Origin of the sequence: Nocardiopsis sp. B62, assembly GCF_018070675.1 — a bacterium.
Taxonomy (GTDB): domain Bacteria; phylum Actinomycetota; class Actinomycetes; order Streptosporangiales; family Streptosporangiaceae; genus Nocardiopsis; species Nocardiopsis prasina.
In genome coordinates, this window is record NZ_JAGPXK010000004.1 from 59,005 (window position 1) to 75,911 (window position 16,907).

Here is a 16,907-nt window from a genome sequence, read left to right on the forward strand (position 1 = left end):
AGGGCCGAAGGCCCGCCGCCCCACGGGGCCCTCGCCCTCGCGGTGCTCACGCCGGTCACGGGGCTGAGTGACCGTCGCCCTTGGTCCTGGGGCGCTCGAGTGCTCCCGATCGGCCCGGCTGGCGTGGGCCTTCTCACCCAGGACCCTTCTCGTGCTTCAGCTCCCCCGTCAGCCCCCGACCCGCCGGTCCGGGCCCATCCGGGCGACCAACTGCCCCGCCGCCTTGCGTAGGGGACGGCCGCGCAGCCACACCAGCTGCACGGCCATGGCCAGCCCGTTCCGGAGGTTCTCGAACTCCATCACGCGTACGGTCCCCTGGGCGACCTTCCCCCGCACCACGGAAAGCGGCAGGTTGGCCCAGCCGACCCCGCGCTCCACCAGCCCGAGGGCGGTCTCCGCGGAGTTCGTGCGCCAGTAGGCGTCCGAGACCACCAATCGCCGCTCCGTGAGTTCCTGCTCTAGGCTGGACACCGTGATCTGGCGGGCGCCGGCGAGGTCCTCCAGGCGCCGCAGGTCCGCGGGCAGGCCAAAGGTCTCCACCGTCGCGGACGCCACCGCCACGAACGTCTCCTCCGCCACGTTCAGGAACACCTCCTCCCGGTCGTTCCGGGTCTTGGCGAACATCAGCGCCAGGTCCACGGCTCCGCCGTGCAGCATCTCGCGGACGTCGTCCTGCGGGGCGTCGGCGATCTCGACGGGAAGCAGGGGGTGGCGTTCGGCGATCTCCGCCACCGCGTCCAGGAGGGGCCCCCGGTCAACCCCAGCCGCCACACCCACAGTGAGCGTGCTCTCCAGGTCGTCGGAGAGCTCGATCGCGTGCGCCTGGAGGAGGCGCAGCCTGCTGGCGATCTGCCGGGCGTGCGGGATGAGGGCGTGCGCCTGCGCGGTGGGCGCGGGCTCGCGTCTGGAGCGGTCGAACAGCGGGTAGCCGAGTTCGGCCTCGATATTGGCGATCCCCATGCTGACCGCCGAGGGGACCCGGTTCAGCGCCCGTGCCGCGGCCGAGAAGGAGCCGTGGTCGACCACGGCGAGGAACAGCTCGATGTTGTCGCTGGACAGGCCCATCGGTCTATCAACCCAACTGAAAGAAGCTGACTTTTTCCATCACCCTAGCTGACGCTAACGTCGGCCTCTGCTGCATCCGAAAACGCTGGAAAGAGTGCGAAGTGCAAGGTCTGAAGCGCAAGCTGGTCTACGTGGGCGGCTACGAGGTCATCGGATTCCTGGTCGGTACCGCGGTGATGACGGCCCTGACCGGCAGCGGCCCGGCGACGACGGCCCCGCTCGCGATCATGATCGCCACGGTGGCGTCGCTGTGGAACATGGCCTTCAACTACCTGTTCGAGGCGTGGGAGAGACGGCAGGCCAGCCGCGAGCGCACCGTGGGGAGGCGGGTCCTGCACGCGGTCTCGTTCCAGCTGACGCTGGTGTGTTTCCTGATCCCGCTCATCGCGTGGTGGCTGGAGATCACGCTGCTTCAGGCGCTGCTGCTGGACCTGGTGTTCATCGTCTACATCCCGTTCTACACCTTCGGCTACAACTGGGCCTTCGACAAGGTCTTCGGCTTGCCGTCCTCCGCCATCGCGGACCCGGGTCCTGACGCTGACCAGGTTCGAGGACCCCATGCCCTCGTCGCGAACGCCCCTGATGACCGTTCCCAGCGCGGCGCTGGTCGTGAGCGCCCTCCTTCTGGGCGGTAGGACCCCGAAGAAGATCTGACCGCCCCAGGGCAGGTCCGAGGGCATCCGCCATGCGGGTGCCCTTCTTCGCGCGTCGCGGGAGAGCGCCCTCAGGTGGCCCGCATGGCCTCCTTCGTGGCCTCGACCATGTCGTTCAGGGTCTGGCGTACGCGCGCGAGCTCGTCCGCCTGCGCGTCGATGCGGTCGAGTTCGGAGACGAGCTGGCGCAGGACCTGCGGCGGGCAACGCTCCCCGTTGCTCTTGATGTGCGGCAGCAGTTCGGCGATGGTCCTGCTGTTCATCCCGGCGGCGAAGAACTGCCGGATCAACACCACGCGGCTCACCGCGTCCTCGCCGTAGTGGCGCTGCCCGCTGGCGCTGCGTTCGCTGGAGAGCATGCCCTGCTTCTCGTAGTAGCGCAGAGAGCGCACGCTGGCCCCAGTTCGTTCGGCCAGGTCTCCGATCCGCACGCGACCTCCGATCTGATTTGCCTCTGACACCGGTGTCAGGTCCTAGTGTAGCCGCGCGTCCACCAGGGACCGGGACTCGATCGCCTGGTGTGCACGAGCCGACACCGCCTGAGAGGAATCGTTGTGCCCCACAGTTCCCGCTCCTTCGCCGATATCGTGCGCTCACGCCGCTCGGTCCGGGGCTTTCTCCCCGAACCGGTGGCCGCGTCCGACATCCGTGCGGTTCTGGAGGACGCCCAGCGTGCGCCCTCCAACTGCAACACCCAGCCCTGGCAGGTGCACGTCGTCTCGGGCGCCCGCCGCGACGAGCTGAGCGCCCGACTGCTGGAAGCTGACCGGGACGGCCGGACCTCCCCGGACTTCAGCTTCGACTACGCGGACTTCGGTGACGGCTACTACCTCCAGCGCGCCCGGGAACAGGGGGCGGCCTACTACCAGTCCCTGGGTGTGGAGCGCTCCGACACCCGGGCACGCCACGAGGCCGCGCTGCGCAACCTGGAGTTCTTCGACGCCCCCCACGTCGCGCTGCTGTTCATGCCCCAGTTCGGCGACGGTGTGCGCGTGGCCGGTGACCTGGGCATGTACGCGCAGACCTTCCTGCTCGCGCTGGAGGCACGCGGACTGTCGGGCATTCCGCAGACGATGCTGGGCTTCTACGCCGACGTCGTGCGCGAGTCCCTGGGCGTCGATCCGGAGATGAAGCTGTTGTTCGGCATCTCCTTCGGCCTGGCCGACCCCGAAGGGCCTGCGAGCACATTCCGGATGGGGCGGGTGCCGCTGGCCGAGAGCGTCGTGGCGCATGACACGCCCGGCGTCCTGGACGAGGTGTCCTAGGAACGAGAGGGGGCCTCCACCGGTCCCGCGGTGGAGGCCCCCTTCGAGCGTGCTCAGAAGGTGCGTTCGGCCACCTTCACCCGCCGACTCGATTCCAGCAGGTCAGCCAGCTCGCTGGCCGGGACCGGGGCGGCGGGGGCCTGCATCATCTGGTCAACCGGTACGCCGGGGTCGGCGAGGTAGATCCTGGTGTACGCATCGGACTCGGGCTCGAAACGCCAGCTTTCGGCCGGGGCCCCTGCGTCGACGGTGTCGAAGCCGAGCCTGTCGATCAGGTCCGCGGCCCGGGCCTTCGCCGCGGGGTCCTCACCGGCGATGGGCAGGGCGCTGCGGTCGTCGGCCCCGGCCGGGCGGGCGAGCTGGGGGATGTGGTGGGCCATGATGTTGTTGAACGTCTTGACCAGCAGGGCGCCGGGCAGGAGCCGTTGGGCGAGTTCGGTCGTGGTCTCCTGCTCGGAGTCGAGTTCGGTGATCCGTCCGTCGCGGAACGGGTAGTAGTTGCCGGTGTCCAACACGGTCCGCCCCCTCAGCAGCCCCTCGGGCAGGGCGTCGTAGGCCGTCAGCGGGATGCTGAGCAGAGTGGCTTCCCCAGCCCGGGCGGCCTGTTCCACAGTGGCCGCGGTGGCGCGCGGTCCCAGCTCTTCGACCAGCCCGGCCAGGCTCCGCGGACCGCGTGAGTTGGCGATCACCACATCGATCCCCGCCGCCACTGCCAACCGCGCGACCGCGGTTCCGATGTTCCCGCTTCCGATGATCCCCAGAGTCGACATCGCCCGTTCCTCTTCCTTGTGGTGGCCGTGCGGCGTCCGTTCGCTCACGCGCGAACGGACTACATCAGCCACGCTAGGACCTGACACCAGTGTCAGGGGCAAATCCATGGCCCACCACGTCGGTTCGAGGAGTGCCAGGCGGCCCCGTTCTTGCGCAGGCACGCGGACGGTGGCCCCGCGACTCCCCTGACCTGGATGCCCGAGCCCCGCACGGACGACCGGCCGCCGCAAACGACCCGGCTCGCCCGGCCTGTGAGCCCGGCGAGCCGCAGGCCCCCTCGCCGACCCCGACGCTCGGGACCGGGCGGTGCGTGCGGCTCGGACGGGCACGCCCCCCTTAAACATGAGTACACTCATTATTGACTATGTTCAGCGAATCGGGGTATGGCGAGGTCGGGAGCGCCCACAACGCTCCGGACAGCCGGTCTCGTGGCCTCCGCCGTCCGTTGCCACCGCACCGACGGAGGAGGTGCTGGCTTCGCAAACGCAGCGTGTTCATCGCCGCGCGTCGGCCCCTCCGCAGCGCGCCGGGGGTGCGCCACCACACTCATCACGGAGAAGGGGCGACAGCCCATGAGAGCGTTCGTCATCACCAAGTACAAGGAGGAGCCGCGAGAGGCCGAGGTCTCCGAGCCGGTCGTCGGGGAACGTGACGTCCTCGTTCGGGTGGAGGCCGCCGGGCTGAACCAGCTGGACGAAAAGATCCGTGTCGGTGAGTTCAGGCAGATCCTGCCCTACGGGTTCCCGCTGATCCTGGGACACGACGTCGCCGGGACCGTCATCAGCGTCGGTTCCGGAGTCCGGGGCTTCGCACCCGGCGACCAGGTGTACGCCAGGCCCCGCAAGGACCGGATCGGTACCTTCGCCGAACGCATCGCCGTCGCTGAGTCCGATCTGGCCCACAAACCAGCGTCGATCTCCTCCGTGGAGGCGGGCTCGCTGCCTCTGGTCGCGCTCACCGCCTGGCAGGCGCTCGTCGAACGCGGCAAGGTGGGGCCGGGGCAGAAGGTCCTCATCCACGCTGGCGCGGGTGGTGTCGGGTCGATCGCCATCCAGCTCGCCAAACACCTCGGAGCGAGCGTCGCCACCACTGCCAGCGCCGCCAACGCCGACTTCGTCCGCGAACTGGGAGCCGACACGGTCATCGACTACCGGAGTCAGGACTTCGAGAAGGTGTTGGACGACTACGACCTGGTCCTGGACAGCCTGGGCGGCACGAATCTGAAGAGGTCGTTGCGGGTACTCAGACCAGGAGGTAAGGCCATCGGGATCTCCGGGCCGCCCGATCCCGACTTCGCCCGGGGAGCCGGCCTGAACCCGCTGCTGCGCCTCGTGATCACCATGATGAGCGCGGGGGTTCGACGCCAGGCCAGGAAACTCGGGGTGACGTACGAGTTCCTGTTCATGCGCGCCGACGGTGACCAGCTACGCCGGATCGGCGCCCTCGTCGACGCAGGGGAACTGCGCCCCGTCGTGGGGAAGGTGTTCCCCTTCGAACAGACACCGCAGGCCCTACGGGCACTGGCACGGGGAGGTATCCGTGGCAAGGCCGTCATCAGCCTCACCTGACTCCTCCGCCAAGACAACTCGCGTCACCGTCGAGGCACATCTTCGCCCGAGCCCCCAAGGGAGGCCATCATGAGCGACACCAGCAGCGAACCGGTCAACACCTCGTACGCGAAGGCGCCGACCCTCGCGGTCACTGCGGGCGGGGTGACCTTTGCCTACCGGGAACTCGGGCCGAGAGGGGGCGTCCCCGTCGTGTTCTTCGTGCACCTTGCCGCGACTCTGGACAACTGGGACCCGCGCATCGTCGACCCCATCGCCAGGGAGCGCCACGTCATCGCGTTCGACAACCGGGGGGTCGGGGCGTCGACGGGCGAGGTCCCCGACACGGTCGAGGCGATGGCCGCTGACGCCGTCACCTTCGTCAGGGCGCTCGGGTTCCGGGAGATCGACGTCTTCTCCTTCTCCCTCGGCGGCATGGTCGCCCAGGTGCTGGCGCGCGAGTACCCCGAACTGGTCCGCAGGCTCGTCCTGACCGGCACGGGGCCCGAAGGGGGCGAGGGCATCGACAGGGTTGCCAGAACCACCTACTACGACATGGCACGGGCGGCCCTGACCCGGTCGGACCCCAAGGAGTACCTGTTCTTCAACCGCGACACCACCGGCAGGAGTGCGGGCAGGGCCTTCGTCGAGCGGCTCGGGGAACGCACCACGGACCGTGACAGGCCGATCAGTGTCAGGGCCCTGCGGACCCAACTGAAGGCGATCAAACGGTGGGGGCGTTCGGAACCGACCGACCTGTCGGAGATCACCCAGCCCACCCTGATCGCCAACGGGGACAACGACCGCATGGTGCCCTCGGTGCTCTCCGAGGACCTGCACCGTCGCATCCCCGGCTCGGAACTGGTCGTCTATCCCGACTCCGGCCACGGAGGCATCTTCCAGTACCACCGGGAGTTCGCCCCCGTCGCGGTGGAGTTCCTCACCCGCTGACAACACGCGGCCCGCACTCCGACCCGGGACAGTCGGAGTGCGGGAGCAAAGAGCGGCCAGCCACGACGAGGCCCTTCGGCCCCGTGACGAGGGTGCCGCGACCGCGCTTCACGGCTGCGGCGCCGACTCAGGTGGTCGTCGCGTTGAGCTGCGGGTACAGAGCCTCGATCGGGGCGCTGAGCCCCGCCTTGACCCGAACGGAGTCCTCGTCCGCGAGGACTTCGTACTGCCCGGCCTCGGTGGCGTCGAACACCGCGCGCACCAGGTCCGCGGGGTCGACCTTGGGGTCGGTGGAGTGGGCGGCCATCGGGGTGTCGACGTATCCCACGTGCACTCCGACGACGTGCACTCCCTCCGGGGCGAGTTCCAGTCGCAGGGAGTTGGTCGCCGACCACAGGGCTGCCTTGGTGGCGCTGTAGATACCGGCCACGGCGTACCAGCTCAGCAACGAGTGAATGTCGATGATGACGGACCGCTTCTTCGCCGACAGGGCCGGGGCGAAGGCACGGGTGAGAAGGAGCGGACCCACGAAGTTGGTCTCGACGTTGGTGCGAATCTCCTCCTCGGTGTGCGACAGGATGCCCGGGCTGGACACCGAGGCTCCGGCGTTGTTGACCAGTACGGTCACGTCACCGGCCGCTTCGACGGCCTCCCGGACGGAAGCTTGGTCGGTGATGTCGAGACGCAGGGGAACGATGCGCTCGTCGTCCCAGGTCCGGGGGTTGCGCGCGGAGGCGTAGACCTTGCTCGCGCCGCGCGCCAGGGCCTGCCTGACGAACTGTGTGCCGATGCCTCCGTTGGCTCCGGTGACCAGGACGACGGATCCGTCGAGTGTGGGCATGGTGGCTCTCCTAGTTGTTGGCCGCGCGCTGTGCGTGGTGGGTGTGCCCGGGGTCCGGTCGGTCGTGAGCTCCGCCTGGGACCGCCCCGGGGGTCCCCGCTCCCGCGTGGAAGAATGTTCCCCCGGGCGTACCCGAATCCAGGCATTAATGACTACGCTCATAACTGAGCTTGGTCAACACCTATTCCCCAAGGAGGGCTCGATGTCATCCGCCTCCCGGGCGCCGGGGCGACGCGAGCGCAACAAGCAGCAGAAGCTCGAACGCATCACCGCGGCGGCCAGTGAGCTCTTCGCCGAGCACGGGGTCGACGAGGTCACCACCCAGCAGATCGCCGAACGCGCCGACATCGGCACCGGCACCCTCTTCCTCTACGCCAAGAGCAAGGGCGAACTACTGCTGCTGGTTCAGAACTCCCACTACTCCGAGTCCCTGGACCGAGGGATCAGGGACGCCGAGGGCACCGCTGACACCCTGGACGCCGTGATGGCCATCGTGCGCCCGATCGTGGAGTGCAACCGCAGACAGGTCGAGAACGGACGCACCTACCTGCGCGAGATGGTGTTCGGCGACCCCGAGGAGCCCCGCCACCGCGACGCCCTCATGATCACGGCCCGGACGGAGGCGGCCATCGCCGCCGTGATCGGTCGCGACACCGAAACCGATGCGAACGACGCGGCGGCACTGGCGCACATCGTGTCGGCCGTCATGTTCCTCAGCATGGCGGCGTCGGCGAACGCGACGTCCAGCGTGGAGACGATCGCCGGGGACATCCGCGGTCAGGTCGCCGTCATGCTCCCCGGCACGGCCAGCGGCCACTCCTGAGCACCCGGCCCGAGGCGATCCGGTAGCTTCCCGGAGAGTCGGACTGGGGCGAACGGACTCGGCCTCGGCTTCGGGCTTAGGGTCACGCGCAGGCGCGGTCATCGACCAGGCCCGACTGGTCACGACCGCGCCCGCGCTCAGCCCGAAGGCACTGGCGAACCCGCCCCTTCGAGTCCGGTTCCAGCTGTGGCCCGGACCCGTACGACCTCTACGGAAACTCCCTCAACCGGAAAGACGTCCCCCTCCACTCGCAGGCCCGGGCAAAGGATGGTGCTCCGTGGCGGCGGGACAGGTGTGCGGCTCCCGCCGGTCGGGCAGGGCGGTCCAGGAAGGCCGACCGGAGGGAGGACCCCCGTGAACGAGACCCGACCACCCGCGCAGAGCCAGCCCCACCCGGGCCGCACCGAACCGATGGAACCCCAGCCCCGGGACGAGATGCGCGACTACCAGGGCAGAGGACTCCTCGAGGGAAAACGCGCCCTGGTCACCGGAGGCGACTCCGGCATCGGCAGGGCCGTCGTGGTGGCCTTCGCCAAGGAGGGCGCCGACATCGTCTTCGGCTACCTCAGCGAGGACGCCGAGGCCCAACACACCGTCGACCTGGTCCAGGCCCAGGGCCGCCGCGCCGTGGGCGTGCGCGGTGACCTGGCCGACGAGTCCGCGTGCGCGCACCTGGTCAACCGGGCCGCGCAGGAGCTCGGCGGGATCGACGTCCTCGTGGAGCACGCCGCCACCCAGACCCCGGTCGAGAACTTCACGGACCTGACCACGGAACAGCTGCGCCGCACCTTCGACGTGAATGTGATGGGAGTGTTCTGGACCCTTCGCGAGGCACTGCCGCACATGTCCCAGGGCGGTTCCATCATCATCACCGGATCGATCAACGGCCTACGGGGCAACAAGTCGCTGATCGACTACGCGTCGAGCAAGTCAGCCGTCATGAACCTGTCCGTGTCTCTGTCCCAGGTGCTCATGGACCAGGGCATCAGGGTCAACTGCGTGGCGCCGGGGCCGGTGTGGACACCGCTGATCCCATCGACCCTCGGCAAGAAGGGATCCGAGGGGTTCGGCGAGCAGGCGCCCATGGGACGAGCCGCCCAACCGGACGAGATCGCCCCCTCCTACGTGTTCTTCGCCAGCAACAGACTCTCGTCCTACTACACCGGCGAGACCCTCACACCCACCGGCGGAGAGATCCAGGGCAGCTGACGTCAGGCGAGGAAACGGACCCGCGGGCGAAGATGCCCCCGGGCCCGAGAGGAGTTCCATGAGCGTGTGGAGATGGTTCCGTTCGTGGCCCGTGCTGAGGCAGGTCACCGGCGACGACCGGATCGGACTCGGGGACGCGGCCAGGTCGGAGCGCACCGAGGGGTTGCGCCCGCGCACCGCGCGGGCGGACCGGGTGGTCAAGTCGGTCTGTCCGTACTGCGCGGTGGGCTGCGGGCAGAACGTGTACGTCCGTGAAGAACGGGTCATCCAGATCGAGGGGGACCCCGACTCCCCCGTCAGCAGGGGACGCCTGTGCCCCAAGGGTTCGGCGAGCCTCCAGCTCACCACGGGACCGTCCCGGCGGGACCGGGTCCTGTACCGGCCCCCACATGGAGCCGACTGGGAGGAGCTGGACCTGGACACGGCCATGCGCATGGTGGCCGACCGTGTGGTGGCAACGCGGGAGCAGACCTGGGAGGAGGAGAGCGAAGGGCGGCGCGTGGCACGCACGCTCGGCATCGCGAGTCTGGGCGGGGCGACCCTCGACAACGAGGAGAACTACCTGATCAAGAAGCTCCTCACCGCCCTGGGGGTGATCCAGGTGGAGAACCAGGCCCGGGTGTGCCACAGCTCCACGGTCGCGGGGCTGGGGACCTCCTTCGGGCGCGGCGGGGCCACCATGTTCCTCCAGGACCTTCAGAACTCCGACTGCATCGTGATCGAGGGCTCCAACTTCGCCGAGGCGCACCCCGTGGGATTCCAGTGGGTGATGGAGGCGAAGGCGCGCGGCGCCGTCGTCATCCACGTCGACCCGCGGTTCAGCCGGACCAGCGCCCTGGCGGACCTGCACGTGCCGATCCGGGCGGGCACCGACATCGCCTTCCTGGGCGCCATCATCAACCACGTGCTGTCGGAGGGGAAGTACTTCCACGACTACGTCCTGGAGTACACGAACGCCGCGACCATCGTCGGCGAGGCCTTCCGGGACACCGAGGACCTGGACGGGGTGTTCTCCGGGTTCTCCGAGAAGGACCGCTCCTACGACGTCTCCACCTGGACCTACGAGGGAGCGACGGTGGCGGCCGCGGCGGGCGACCGCAACCAGCTCCCCCGGACCCGTGAGGGTGTCAAGGGCGACACCAGTCGCTCGGGGCGCCCGGAACAACAGGGCTCGGGCGGCGCGGTGATCCGGGAGCGCCCCGAGGAGGACCGCACTCTCACGGACCCCCGGTGCGTGTTCCAGGTCCTCCGGCGCCACTACTCGCGGTACACGCCCGAGTTGGTCGAGGAGGTGTGCGGTATCCCGAAGGACGTGTTCCTGCGGGTGTGCGACCACCTCACCGAGAACTCGGGGCCGGACCGCACCAGCGCGTTCTGCTACGCGGTCGGCTGGACGCAGCACACCGTGGGTTCGCAGTACATCCGCACCGCGTCGATCCTCCAGCTGCTGCTGGGCAACGTGGGCCGACCCGGCGGAGGCATCCAGGCGCTGCGCGGGCACGCCAGCATCCAGGGCTCCAGTGACGTGCCCACGCTGTTCGACCTGCTGCCCGGCTACCTGCCGATGCCGCACGCCCACGAGGAGCAGGACCTGGAGGGGTACGTGCTGGCGGCCGGGCATCCCCGCAAGGGGTTCTGGTCGGGCATGGAGTCGTACACGGTGAGCCTGCTCAAGGCCTGGTTCGGCGAGCACGCCACGGCGGACAACGACTTCCGCTTCGGGCACCTGCCCCGGCTGACCGGGTCGCACAGCACGTACGACACCGTGATGGCCCAGATGGAGGGCGAGTGCAGGGGCTACTTCCTCATGGGCGAGAACCCCGCGGTGGGGTCGGCCAACAGCCGGGCGCAGCGCTTCGGCATGGCCGAGCTGGACTGGCTTGTGGTGCGCGACTTCTCGCTGATCGAGAGCGCCACCTGGTGGAAGGACGGCCCGGAGATCGAGTCCGGGGAGATGCGTACGGAGGACATCGGCACGGAGGTCTTCTTCTTCCCGGCGGCGGCGCACACGGAGAAGTCGGGCACGTTCACCAACACCAACCGGACCCTCCAGTGGCACGACCGCGCGGTGGAGCCCAGCGGCGACCAGCGCAGCGACCTGTGGTTCATGTACCACCTGGGACGGCTGGTACGGGAGCGGCTGGCCGGGTCACGGGACCCCAAGGACCTGCCGGTCCTCGAACTCACCTGGGACTACCCGTTGGAACCGGACGGGGAGCCGAGCGCGGAGGCGGTGCTACGTGAGATCAACGGGTACGACGCGCAGGGCCGTCCGCTGGACGGGTACACCCAGCTGAGGGATGACGGGTCCACCAGCTGCGGCTGCTGGATCTACTGCGGGGTGTTCGCGGACGGGGTCAACCAGGCCGCGCGCAAGAAGCCGGGAAACGAGCAGGACTGGATCGCCGCCGAGTGGGCGTGGTCGTGGCCGGACAACCGGCGCGTGCTGTACAACCGCGCCTCGGCCGACCCCCAGGGCCGCCCGTGGAGCGATCGCAAGGCCCTGGTGTGGTGGGACGAGGAGGCTGGGCACTGGACGGGGTACGACGTCGCGGACTTCGAGTACGACAAGGCGCCCGGCTACCGGCCCTCGAAGGAGGCGACCGGTGTCGAGGCCCTGAGCGGGGTGGACCCGTTCATCATGCAGGCGGACGGCAAGGGATGGCTCTATGCCCCGGCCGGTCTGCACGACGGCCCGATGCCCACGCACTACGAGCCGCAGGACACCCCGTTCGGCAACCCGCTGTACGGGCAGCAGCGCAACCCCACCCGCCTGCTCTTCCAGCACGAGCTCAACCGCTACCACCCGGCCCCTGGCACGCCGGGTTCCGGGGTGTTCCCGTACGTGGTGACGACCTACCGGCTCACCGAGCACTTCACCGCCGGGGGAATGAGCCGGTGGACGCCCTACCTGTCCGAACTCCAACCGGAGTTCTTCTGCGAGGTGGGCCCGGAGCTGGCGGCGGAACGGGAGCTGGAGCACGGCGGCTGGGCGACCGTCGTCACGGCGCGCAACGCCATCGAGGCCAGGGTGCTGGTCACCGACCGCATGAGGCCCTTGCGCGTGCAGGGGCGCGTCGTGCACCAGATCGGCATGCCCTACCACTGGGGGCCCAACGGGTACTCGACGGGTGACTCGGCCAACGAGCTGATGTCCATGGCGTTGGACCCCAACGTGCACATCCAGGAGGTGAAGGCGCTGACCGCCGACATCCGTCCGGGGCGGCGTCCACGGGGCCCCGAACGCGTGGCCCTGGTCGAGGAGTACCGGCGCAGGGCGGGCGTCACCGAGCGGACCGGAACGGAGGACTGATGACCGCGGACGAACGGCCCTCACGCAAGGGGTTCTTCACCGACACCAGCGTGTGCATCGGATGCAAGGCCTGCGAGGTGGCGTGCAAGGAGTGGAACATGGTCCCGGAGGACGGGCTGGACTTCCTGGCCTCGTCCTTCGACAACAGCGGTCGCCTGAGCGCCGACACCTGGCGCCACGTGGCCTTCGTCGAGCAGCGGCTACCGCTCGGATACCAGGAGTCCGGGGTGGGCAGGCCCGCGGGCGGCGACGGAGGCGCCCGCGCCGGTTCGGGGCCCGGGACGGTCGACCTCGGCATGCCCTCGTTCGACCTCCCGGGACAGCGCACGGGCGAGGACGGCGAGGGGACGGACCGGGGCGAGTTCCGGTGGTTGATGTCGTCCGACGTGTGTAAGCACTGCACGAGCGCGGCCTGCCTGGACGTGTGTCCCACGGGGTCGCTCTTCCGCACGGAGTTCGACACGGTGGTGGTGCAGGAGGACATCTGCAACGGGTGCGGGTACTGCGTGTCCGCCTGCCCGTACGGGGTGATCGACCGTCGTGAGGTCGACGGTCGGGCCTGGAAGTGCACGCTGTGCTACGACCGGATCGGCGATGGTCTGGAGCCCGCGTGCGCGAAGGCGTGCCCCACCGACTCCATCCAGTTCGGTGACCTGGACGAGCTGCGGGAACGGGCCCAGAGGCGTGTGGAGGACCTCCAGGGGGCGGGTGTGTCCTCCGCTCGGCTGTACGGAGAGGATCCGGAGGACGGCGTGGGCGGCGCGGGCGCGTTCTTCCTGCTGCTGGACGAACCCGAGGTGTACGGTCTGCCGCCGGACCCGGTGGTGACCACCCGGGACCTGCCGTCCATGTGGCGTCACGCGGGTGCGGCGGCGGGGGTCCTGTTCGCCGGTGCGCTCGCGGCGTTCGCGGGGAGGCGGTCATGAGCAATCCGGAACTCGACGGCATGGGACCCGGCGAACGCGGGCGTGACGCGGTCACCGGCGCGGCGGACGTGGTCTCCGAGGCGCAGCGCAACGAACGTGACCAGGCCCGGGAGGCGGTCCGGCCGCCCGGACGGCCGAGCGGCCGACGCCGGGGCCGCCGCGGAGGTGAGCCCACACGCGTACCCGACGCCGACTTTCGCACCTACCACGGCAGGCCGGTGCTCAACGGGGTCGTGTGGGAGGCCCGCGACATCGGCGGCTACCTCTTCCTGGGCGGGTTGGCCGGGGCGTCCTCGGTCCTGGCAGCGGGGGCGGAGGTCCATGGTCGCGCCGATCTGGCCCGGCCGCTCAAGTACACGGCGCTGGTGGCGGTCTCCGGGTCGCTGGTCGCGCTCGTCCACGACCTCGGGCGGCCCGAGCGCTTCCTCAACATGCTGCGGGTGTTCAAGCCGACCTCACCGATGAGCGTGGGGTCCTGGCTCCTCGCGGGCTACGGACCCCTGGCCGGGACGGCCGCCGTGACCGCCGCCACCGGGTGGTTCCCACGGATCGGGACGGCCGCGACCATGGGCGCCGGGGTCCTCGGGCCGCTGGTCGCCACCTACACGGCCCCGCTGATCTGCGACACGGCGGTGCCCGCCTGGCACGAGGGACACCGGGAGATGCCCTACGTCTTCGCCTCCTCCGCGGTCGCGGCGGCGGGGGGCGTGGGACTGGTCGCGACACCGACGGGGCACGCGGGCCCCTTCCGGCGGGCGGCCGTGGGCGGGGCGCTGACCGAACTCGCGGTGTCCACCTTCATGGAGAAGCGGATGGGCCTGGTCGGTGAGCCCTACGGCCGGGGGCTGGCGGGGGCGCTCACGCGTACGGCCAAGACCCTCACCCTGGCGGGCGCGGTGGGCGCGGTGCTGGGTCGGCGCAACCGGGTGGTGTCGGCGCTGAGCGGAGCCGCTCTGGTGGGAGGGTCCGCGCTGACCCGGCTGGGGGTCTTCCAGGCCGGTGTGCAGTCGGCCGAGGACCCCAAGTACACCGTCGTGCCCCAGAGGGAGCGCCTACGGCAGCGCGCCTGACCCTCCGGCGGACGGGGGCCGGTGCCGGTTGGCGGCACCGGCCCCTGCCCGCTGCGGGAGGCCACGCACGTCTGCGCACCTGATCGTCGATCCCCGATGGTCGGCGATCAGGTGCGCGGTCCGTGCGTTGTGGGAGGGCCGGTCAGCGGCCGTGCGGCAGGCACTCCTGGATCCTGGTGGCCAGGCCGCCTCAGGCAGAGACGGCCGCGGTCGGCCGGGTCCAGTCGCGATGCTGCCCGATCAGGCGTGCGAACTCCCGGACCAGACCCTCGTCCACCGCGGGGGCCCGGACCACACCGTGTGTGGTCTCGGTGACCGTGGGCGGATGGCCGAGAGGGCCGGGCAGCCCCGGGGCGTCGAGCAGAGAGGTCGCCGCTCCGACCGCTGCGATGGCCTTGGCGTGCTTGTAGGCCTCCAGCACGAAGTGCCGGGCCTCACCGTCTCGGGCGAGCGAGGCCGCCGCGTCGCCGCCGCCCGGGAGGGCCACCGCGTCGTAGAGGACCGAGGAGACGGTCGTGTAGGCGCGGTCCACCGGCAGGGTGGCGCCCTCACGGGTGCGCACCGAGCCGTCCAGCCGGGCGAGCGCCTCCACTACGGCGCCCTCGGCCACCAGGGCCCGGCGCAGGGCCTCGACGTCGGAGCCGTCCACTCCGTGGTCGACCAGCACCGCGACCTGGCGTCCGGTCAGGTCTCCGAAGGCGGTGTTGGCCTGGCTGAGCGCGGGTGAGGTCCGGGAGTGTCGGGCGGTGCCGGGGTCCTGCGGTGGTTCCACTCCCACGCCCTCGGCGACCTCGACGGCCAGGACGTGGTCCACGTGGGCCAGGTTGGCCACCGCCCGCTGGCGCACCGCCAACTCCTCGCACTTGCCCAGCTCGAAGCGGAACGCGGCCACCAGGTGTTCGCGCTCCCAGTCGGCGAGGCTGTTCAGGAACAACCTGGCCTGGGTGTAGTGGTCCTTGAAGCTCTCCGCCCGCTTGCGAACCTTGTTCCCTTCGACCTTCTCCGTGTAGTGCCGGTAGACGCTCTCGTCAGCCAGCGCGGGGCATCCCCCGCCCAGGGAGTTCGGGTAGTAGGAGGTCTGGCCGCGGTGGACCCGGTGCTGGGCGAACCCGTCGCGCTGGTTGTTGCTCACCTCGGCCACCGGCCGGTTGACCGGGATCTGCTGGAAGTTGGATCCGCCCAGCCGCAGCAGCTGCGTGTCCAGGTAGGAGAAGTTGCGGGCCTGGAGCAGCGGATCGTTGGTGAAATCGATCCCCGGGACGACGTTCGCGGTGTGGAAGGCGACCTGCTCGGTCTCGGCGAAGAAGTTGTCCGGGTTGCGGTCCAGCACCATGCGTCCGATGGGGCGTACCGGCACCTGCTCCTCGGGGACGATCTTGGTGGCGTCCAGGAGGTCGAAGTCGAACGCGTGCTCGTCCTCCTCCGGGATCAGCTGCACCCCCAGCTCCCACTCGGGGAACTGGCCGCGCTCGATGGCCTCCCACAGGTCACGCCGGTTGTAGTCGGGGTCCTTGCCCTGGATGCGCTGGGCCTCGTCCCACACCAGCGAGTGCGTGCCCAGGAGCGGCTTCCAGTGGAACTTGACGAAGGTCCCCCGGCCCTGGGCGTTGACGAACCGGAAGGTGTGCACGCCGAAGCCCTGCATGGTGCGGTAACTGCGCGGGATCGCCCGGTCCGACATCAGCCACATCATCATGTGCGTGGTCTCCGGCTGGAGTCCGACGAAGTCCCACAGGGTGTCGTGCGCGGACTGGGCCTGCGGAATCTCGTTGTGCGGCTCGGGCTTGACCGCGTGCACGAAGTCGGGGAACTTGATGCCGTCCTGGATGAAGAAGACGGGCATGTTGTTGCCGACCAGGTCGTAGTTGCCCTGTTCGGTATAGAACTTGACCGCGAAGCCGCGCACGTCGCGAACGGTGTCCGCCGAACCCCGGGACCCGGCCACCGTGGAGAAGCGGACGAAGACGGGGGTGGTGACGTCGGGGCCGCTGAGGAAGTGGGCCGCGGTCACCTCGGAGAGGTCCTCGTAGGGCGTGAAGTGGCCGTAGGCCCCCGCTCCCCTGGCGTGCACGACACGTTCGGGGATGCGTTCGTGGTCGAAGTGGGTGATCTTCTCCCGGGCATGGAAGTCCTCCAGGAGCGTGGGGCCTCGTTCGCCGACGCTGAGGGAGTTGTCCGTGTCCTCGACCCGTACACCGGTCTCGGTGGTGAGCGGGCCCTGGGAGTCAGTGCGGTTCTGTTCCAGAAGCCGGTCCTTGGCGTCCTGCTCGTGGTCGGTCATGTCGAACTCCCCCGTCGGGTCCTGGTCGTAGCGGGCACTGCCCGTCCCGCCACGCCATGACCGACGAGACGACCTCGTAAACACCGCACACCGCGATTTGACCCCGTCTCGCCCGGCCGAATGCCGAGTGGCCGGGCGGCGACGCGGATCGCTTCCTGGCCGTGGTCGAGGCAGCCCCCGGGCCGCCGCCGG

General features: G+C 69.8%; 14 protein-coding genes. 9 read left to right on the top strand and 5 right to left on the bottom strand.

The window, feature by feature from the left end; all coding sequences use genetic code 11:
• Positions 1 to 168: 168 nt before the first annotated feature.
• Positions 169 to 1,065 carry a LysR family transcriptional regulator gene (locus KBX21_RS06075; RefSeq protein ID WP_049575347.1) on the bottom strand — a complete coding sequence of 299 codons (897 nt, stop codon included), beginning with the start codon at positions 1,063 to 1,065 and terminating at the stop codon, positions 169 to 171.
• A 101-nt stretch (positions 1,066 to 1,166) separates the two neighbouring features.
• On the opposite strand from KBX21_RS06075, the gene KBX21_RS06080 reads away from it, so the two are divergent.
• Positions 1,167 to 1,700: a PACE efflux transporter gene (locus KBX21_RS06080; protein ID WP_049575350.1), complete on the top strand. Its 534-nt coding sequence runs from the start codon at positions 1,167 to 1,169 to the stop codon at positions 1,698 to 1,700.
• An 89-nt stretch (positions 1,701 to 1,789) separates the two neighbouring features.
• Here the strand turns inward: KBX21_RS06080 and KBX21_RS06085 are convergent, their stop codons facing one another.
• Positions 1,790 to 2,149: a MerR family transcriptional regulator gene (locus KBX21_RS06085; protein ID WP_210841285.1), complete on the bottom strand. Its 360-nt coding sequence runs from the start codon at positions 2,147 to 2,149 to the stop codon at positions 1,790 to 1,792.
• Between the two features lie 123 nt (positions 2,150 to 2,272).
• Between KBX21_RS06085 and KBX21_RS06090 the strand changes: the two genes are divergently transcribed.
• On the top strand, positions 2,273 to 2,983 hold the full coding sequence (locus KBX21_RS06090) for a nitroreductase (protein WP_049575356.1): 711 nt from the start codon (positions 2,273 to 2,275) through the stop codon (positions 2,981 to 2,983).
• Between the two features lie 53 nt (positions 2,984 to 3,036).
• Here KBX21_RS06090 and KBX21_RS06095 read toward each other — a convergent pair whose 3' ends face one another.
• Entirely contained in the window at positions 3,037 to 3,801 is a 765-nt protein-coding gene (locus tag KBX21_RS06095; RefSeq protein WP_307869164.1) for an NADPH-dependent F420 reductase, read from the bottom strand.
• Positions 3,802 to 4,326: 525 nt separating this feature from the next.
• Here KBX21_RS06095 and KBX21_RS06100 point away from each other — a divergent pair.
• Entirely contained in the window at positions 4,327 to 5,322 is a 996-nt protein-coding gene (locus KBX21_RS06100) for an NADP-dependent oxidoreductase (RefSeq protein WP_210841286.1), read from the top strand.
• 69 nt (positions 5,323 to 5,391) lie between these two features.
• The gene (locus KBX21_RS06105) at positions 5,392 to 6,252 is read left to right on the top strand and encodes an alpha/beta fold hydrolase (protein WP_210841287.1); all 861 of its coding nucleotides are present in this window, start codon (positions 5,392 to 5,394) and stop codon (positions 6,250 to 6,252) included.
• A gap of 127 nt (positions 6,253 to 6,379) precedes the next feature.
• Here KBX21_RS06105 and KBX21_RS06110 read toward each other — a convergent pair whose 3' ends face one another.
• Positions 6,380 to 7,093: an SDR family oxidoreductase gene (locus KBX21_RS06110; protein ID WP_210841288.1), complete on the bottom strand. Its 714-nt coding sequence runs from the start codon at positions 7,091 to 7,093 to the stop codon at positions 6,380 to 6,382.
• A gap of 202 nt (positions 7,094 to 7,295) precedes the next feature.
• Between KBX21_RS06110 and KBX21_RS06115 the strand changes: the two genes are divergently transcribed.
• The 5 genes from KBX21_RS06115 (at position 7,296) to nrfD (ending at position 14,434) form a co-directional block, all read left to right on the top strand.
• Positions 7,296 to 7,916, top strand: a complete 621-nt coding sequence (locus KBX21_RS06115) for a TetR/AcrR family transcriptional regulator (RefSeq protein ID WP_049575371.1) — start codon at positions 7,296 to 7,298, stop codon at positions 7,914 to 7,916.
• Positions 7,917 to 8,270: 354 nt separating this feature from the next.
• Positions 8,271 to 9,125, top strand: coding sequence for an SDR family oxidoreductase (locus KBX21_RS06120; RefSeq protein ID WP_049575375.1), 855 nt, complete (start codon positions 8,271 to 8,273; stop codon positions 9,123 to 9,125).
• Positions 9,126 to 9,183: 58 nt separating this feature from the next.
• On the top strand, positions 9,184 to 12,438 hold the full coding sequence (gene fdh, locus KBX21_RS06125; protein ID WP_210841289.1) for a formate dehydrogenase: 3,255 nt from the start codon (positions 9,184 to 9,186) through the stop codon (positions 12,436 to 12,438).
• Positions 12,438 to 13,364 (top strand): 4Fe-4S dicluster domain-containing protein, encoded by a 927-nt coding sequence (locus tag KBX21_RS06130; protein ID WP_049575382.1) that lies wholly within the window; start codon positions 12,438 to 12,440, stop codon positions 13,362 to 13,364. The genes fdh and KBX21_RS06130 overlap by 1 nt, the downstream gene beginning before the upstream one ends.
• Entirely contained in the window at positions 13,361 to 14,434 is a 1,074-nt protein-coding gene (gene nrfD / locus KBX21_RS06135; protein WP_210841290.1) for an NrfD/PsrC family molybdoenzyme membrane anchor subunit, read from the top strand. Before KBX21_RS06130 ends, nrfD begins: the two co-directional genes overlap by 4 nt.
• A 190-nt stretch (positions 14,435 to 14,624) precedes the next feature.
• On the opposite strand, the gene KBX21_RS06140 is transcribed toward nrfD, so the two are convergent.
• Positions 14,625 to 16,715, bottom strand: coding sequence for a catalase (locus tag KBX21_RS06140; RefSeq protein WP_210841291.1), 2,091 nt, complete (start codon positions 16,713 to 16,715; stop codon positions 14,625 to 14,627).
• Between the last annotated feature and the right edge of the window lie 192 nt (positions 16,716 to 16,907).

What these genes read in the sequence shown, in the direction of transcription:
- fdh (WP_210841289.1), top strand. Translation starts at nt 9,184, where the DNA reads ATGAGCGTGTGGAGATGGTTCCGTTCGTGGCCCGTGCTGAGGCAGGTC.
- nrfD (WP_210841290.1), top strand. Translation starts at nt 13,361, where the DNA reads ATGAGCAATCCGGAACTCGACGGCATGGGACCCGGCGAACGCGGGCGT.
- KBX21_RS06115 (WP_049575371.1), top strand. Translation starts at nt 7,296, where the DNA reads ATGTCATCCGCCTCCCGGGCGCCGGGGCGACGCGAGCGCAACAAGCAG.
- KBX21_RS06140 (WP_210841291.1), bottom strand. Translation starts at nt 16,715, where the DNA reads ATGACCGACCACGAGCAGGACGCCAAGGACCGGCTTCTGGAACAGAAC.
- KBX21_RS06105 (WP_210841287.1), top strand. Translation starts at nt 5,392, where the DNA reads ATGAGCGACACCAGCAGCGAACCGGTCAACACCTCGTACGCGAAGGCG.
- KBX21_RS06075 (WP_049575347.1), bottom strand. Translation starts at nt 1,065, where the DNA reads ATGGGCCTGTCCAGCGACAACATCGAGCTGTTCCTCGCCGTGGTCGAC.
- KBX21_RS06100 (WP_210841286.1), top strand. Translation starts at nt 4,327, where the DNA reads ATGAGAGCGTTCGTCATCACCAAGTACAAGGAGGAGCCGCGAGAGGCC.
- KBX21_RS06130 (WP_049575382.1), top strand. Translation starts at nt 12,438, where the DNA reads ATGACCGCGGACGAACGGCCCTCACGCAAGGGGTTCTTCACCGACACC.
- KBX21_RS06110 (WP_210841288.1), bottom strand. Translation starts at nt 7,093, where the DNA reads ATGCCCACACTCGACGGATCCGTCGTCCTGGTCACCGGAGCCAACGGA.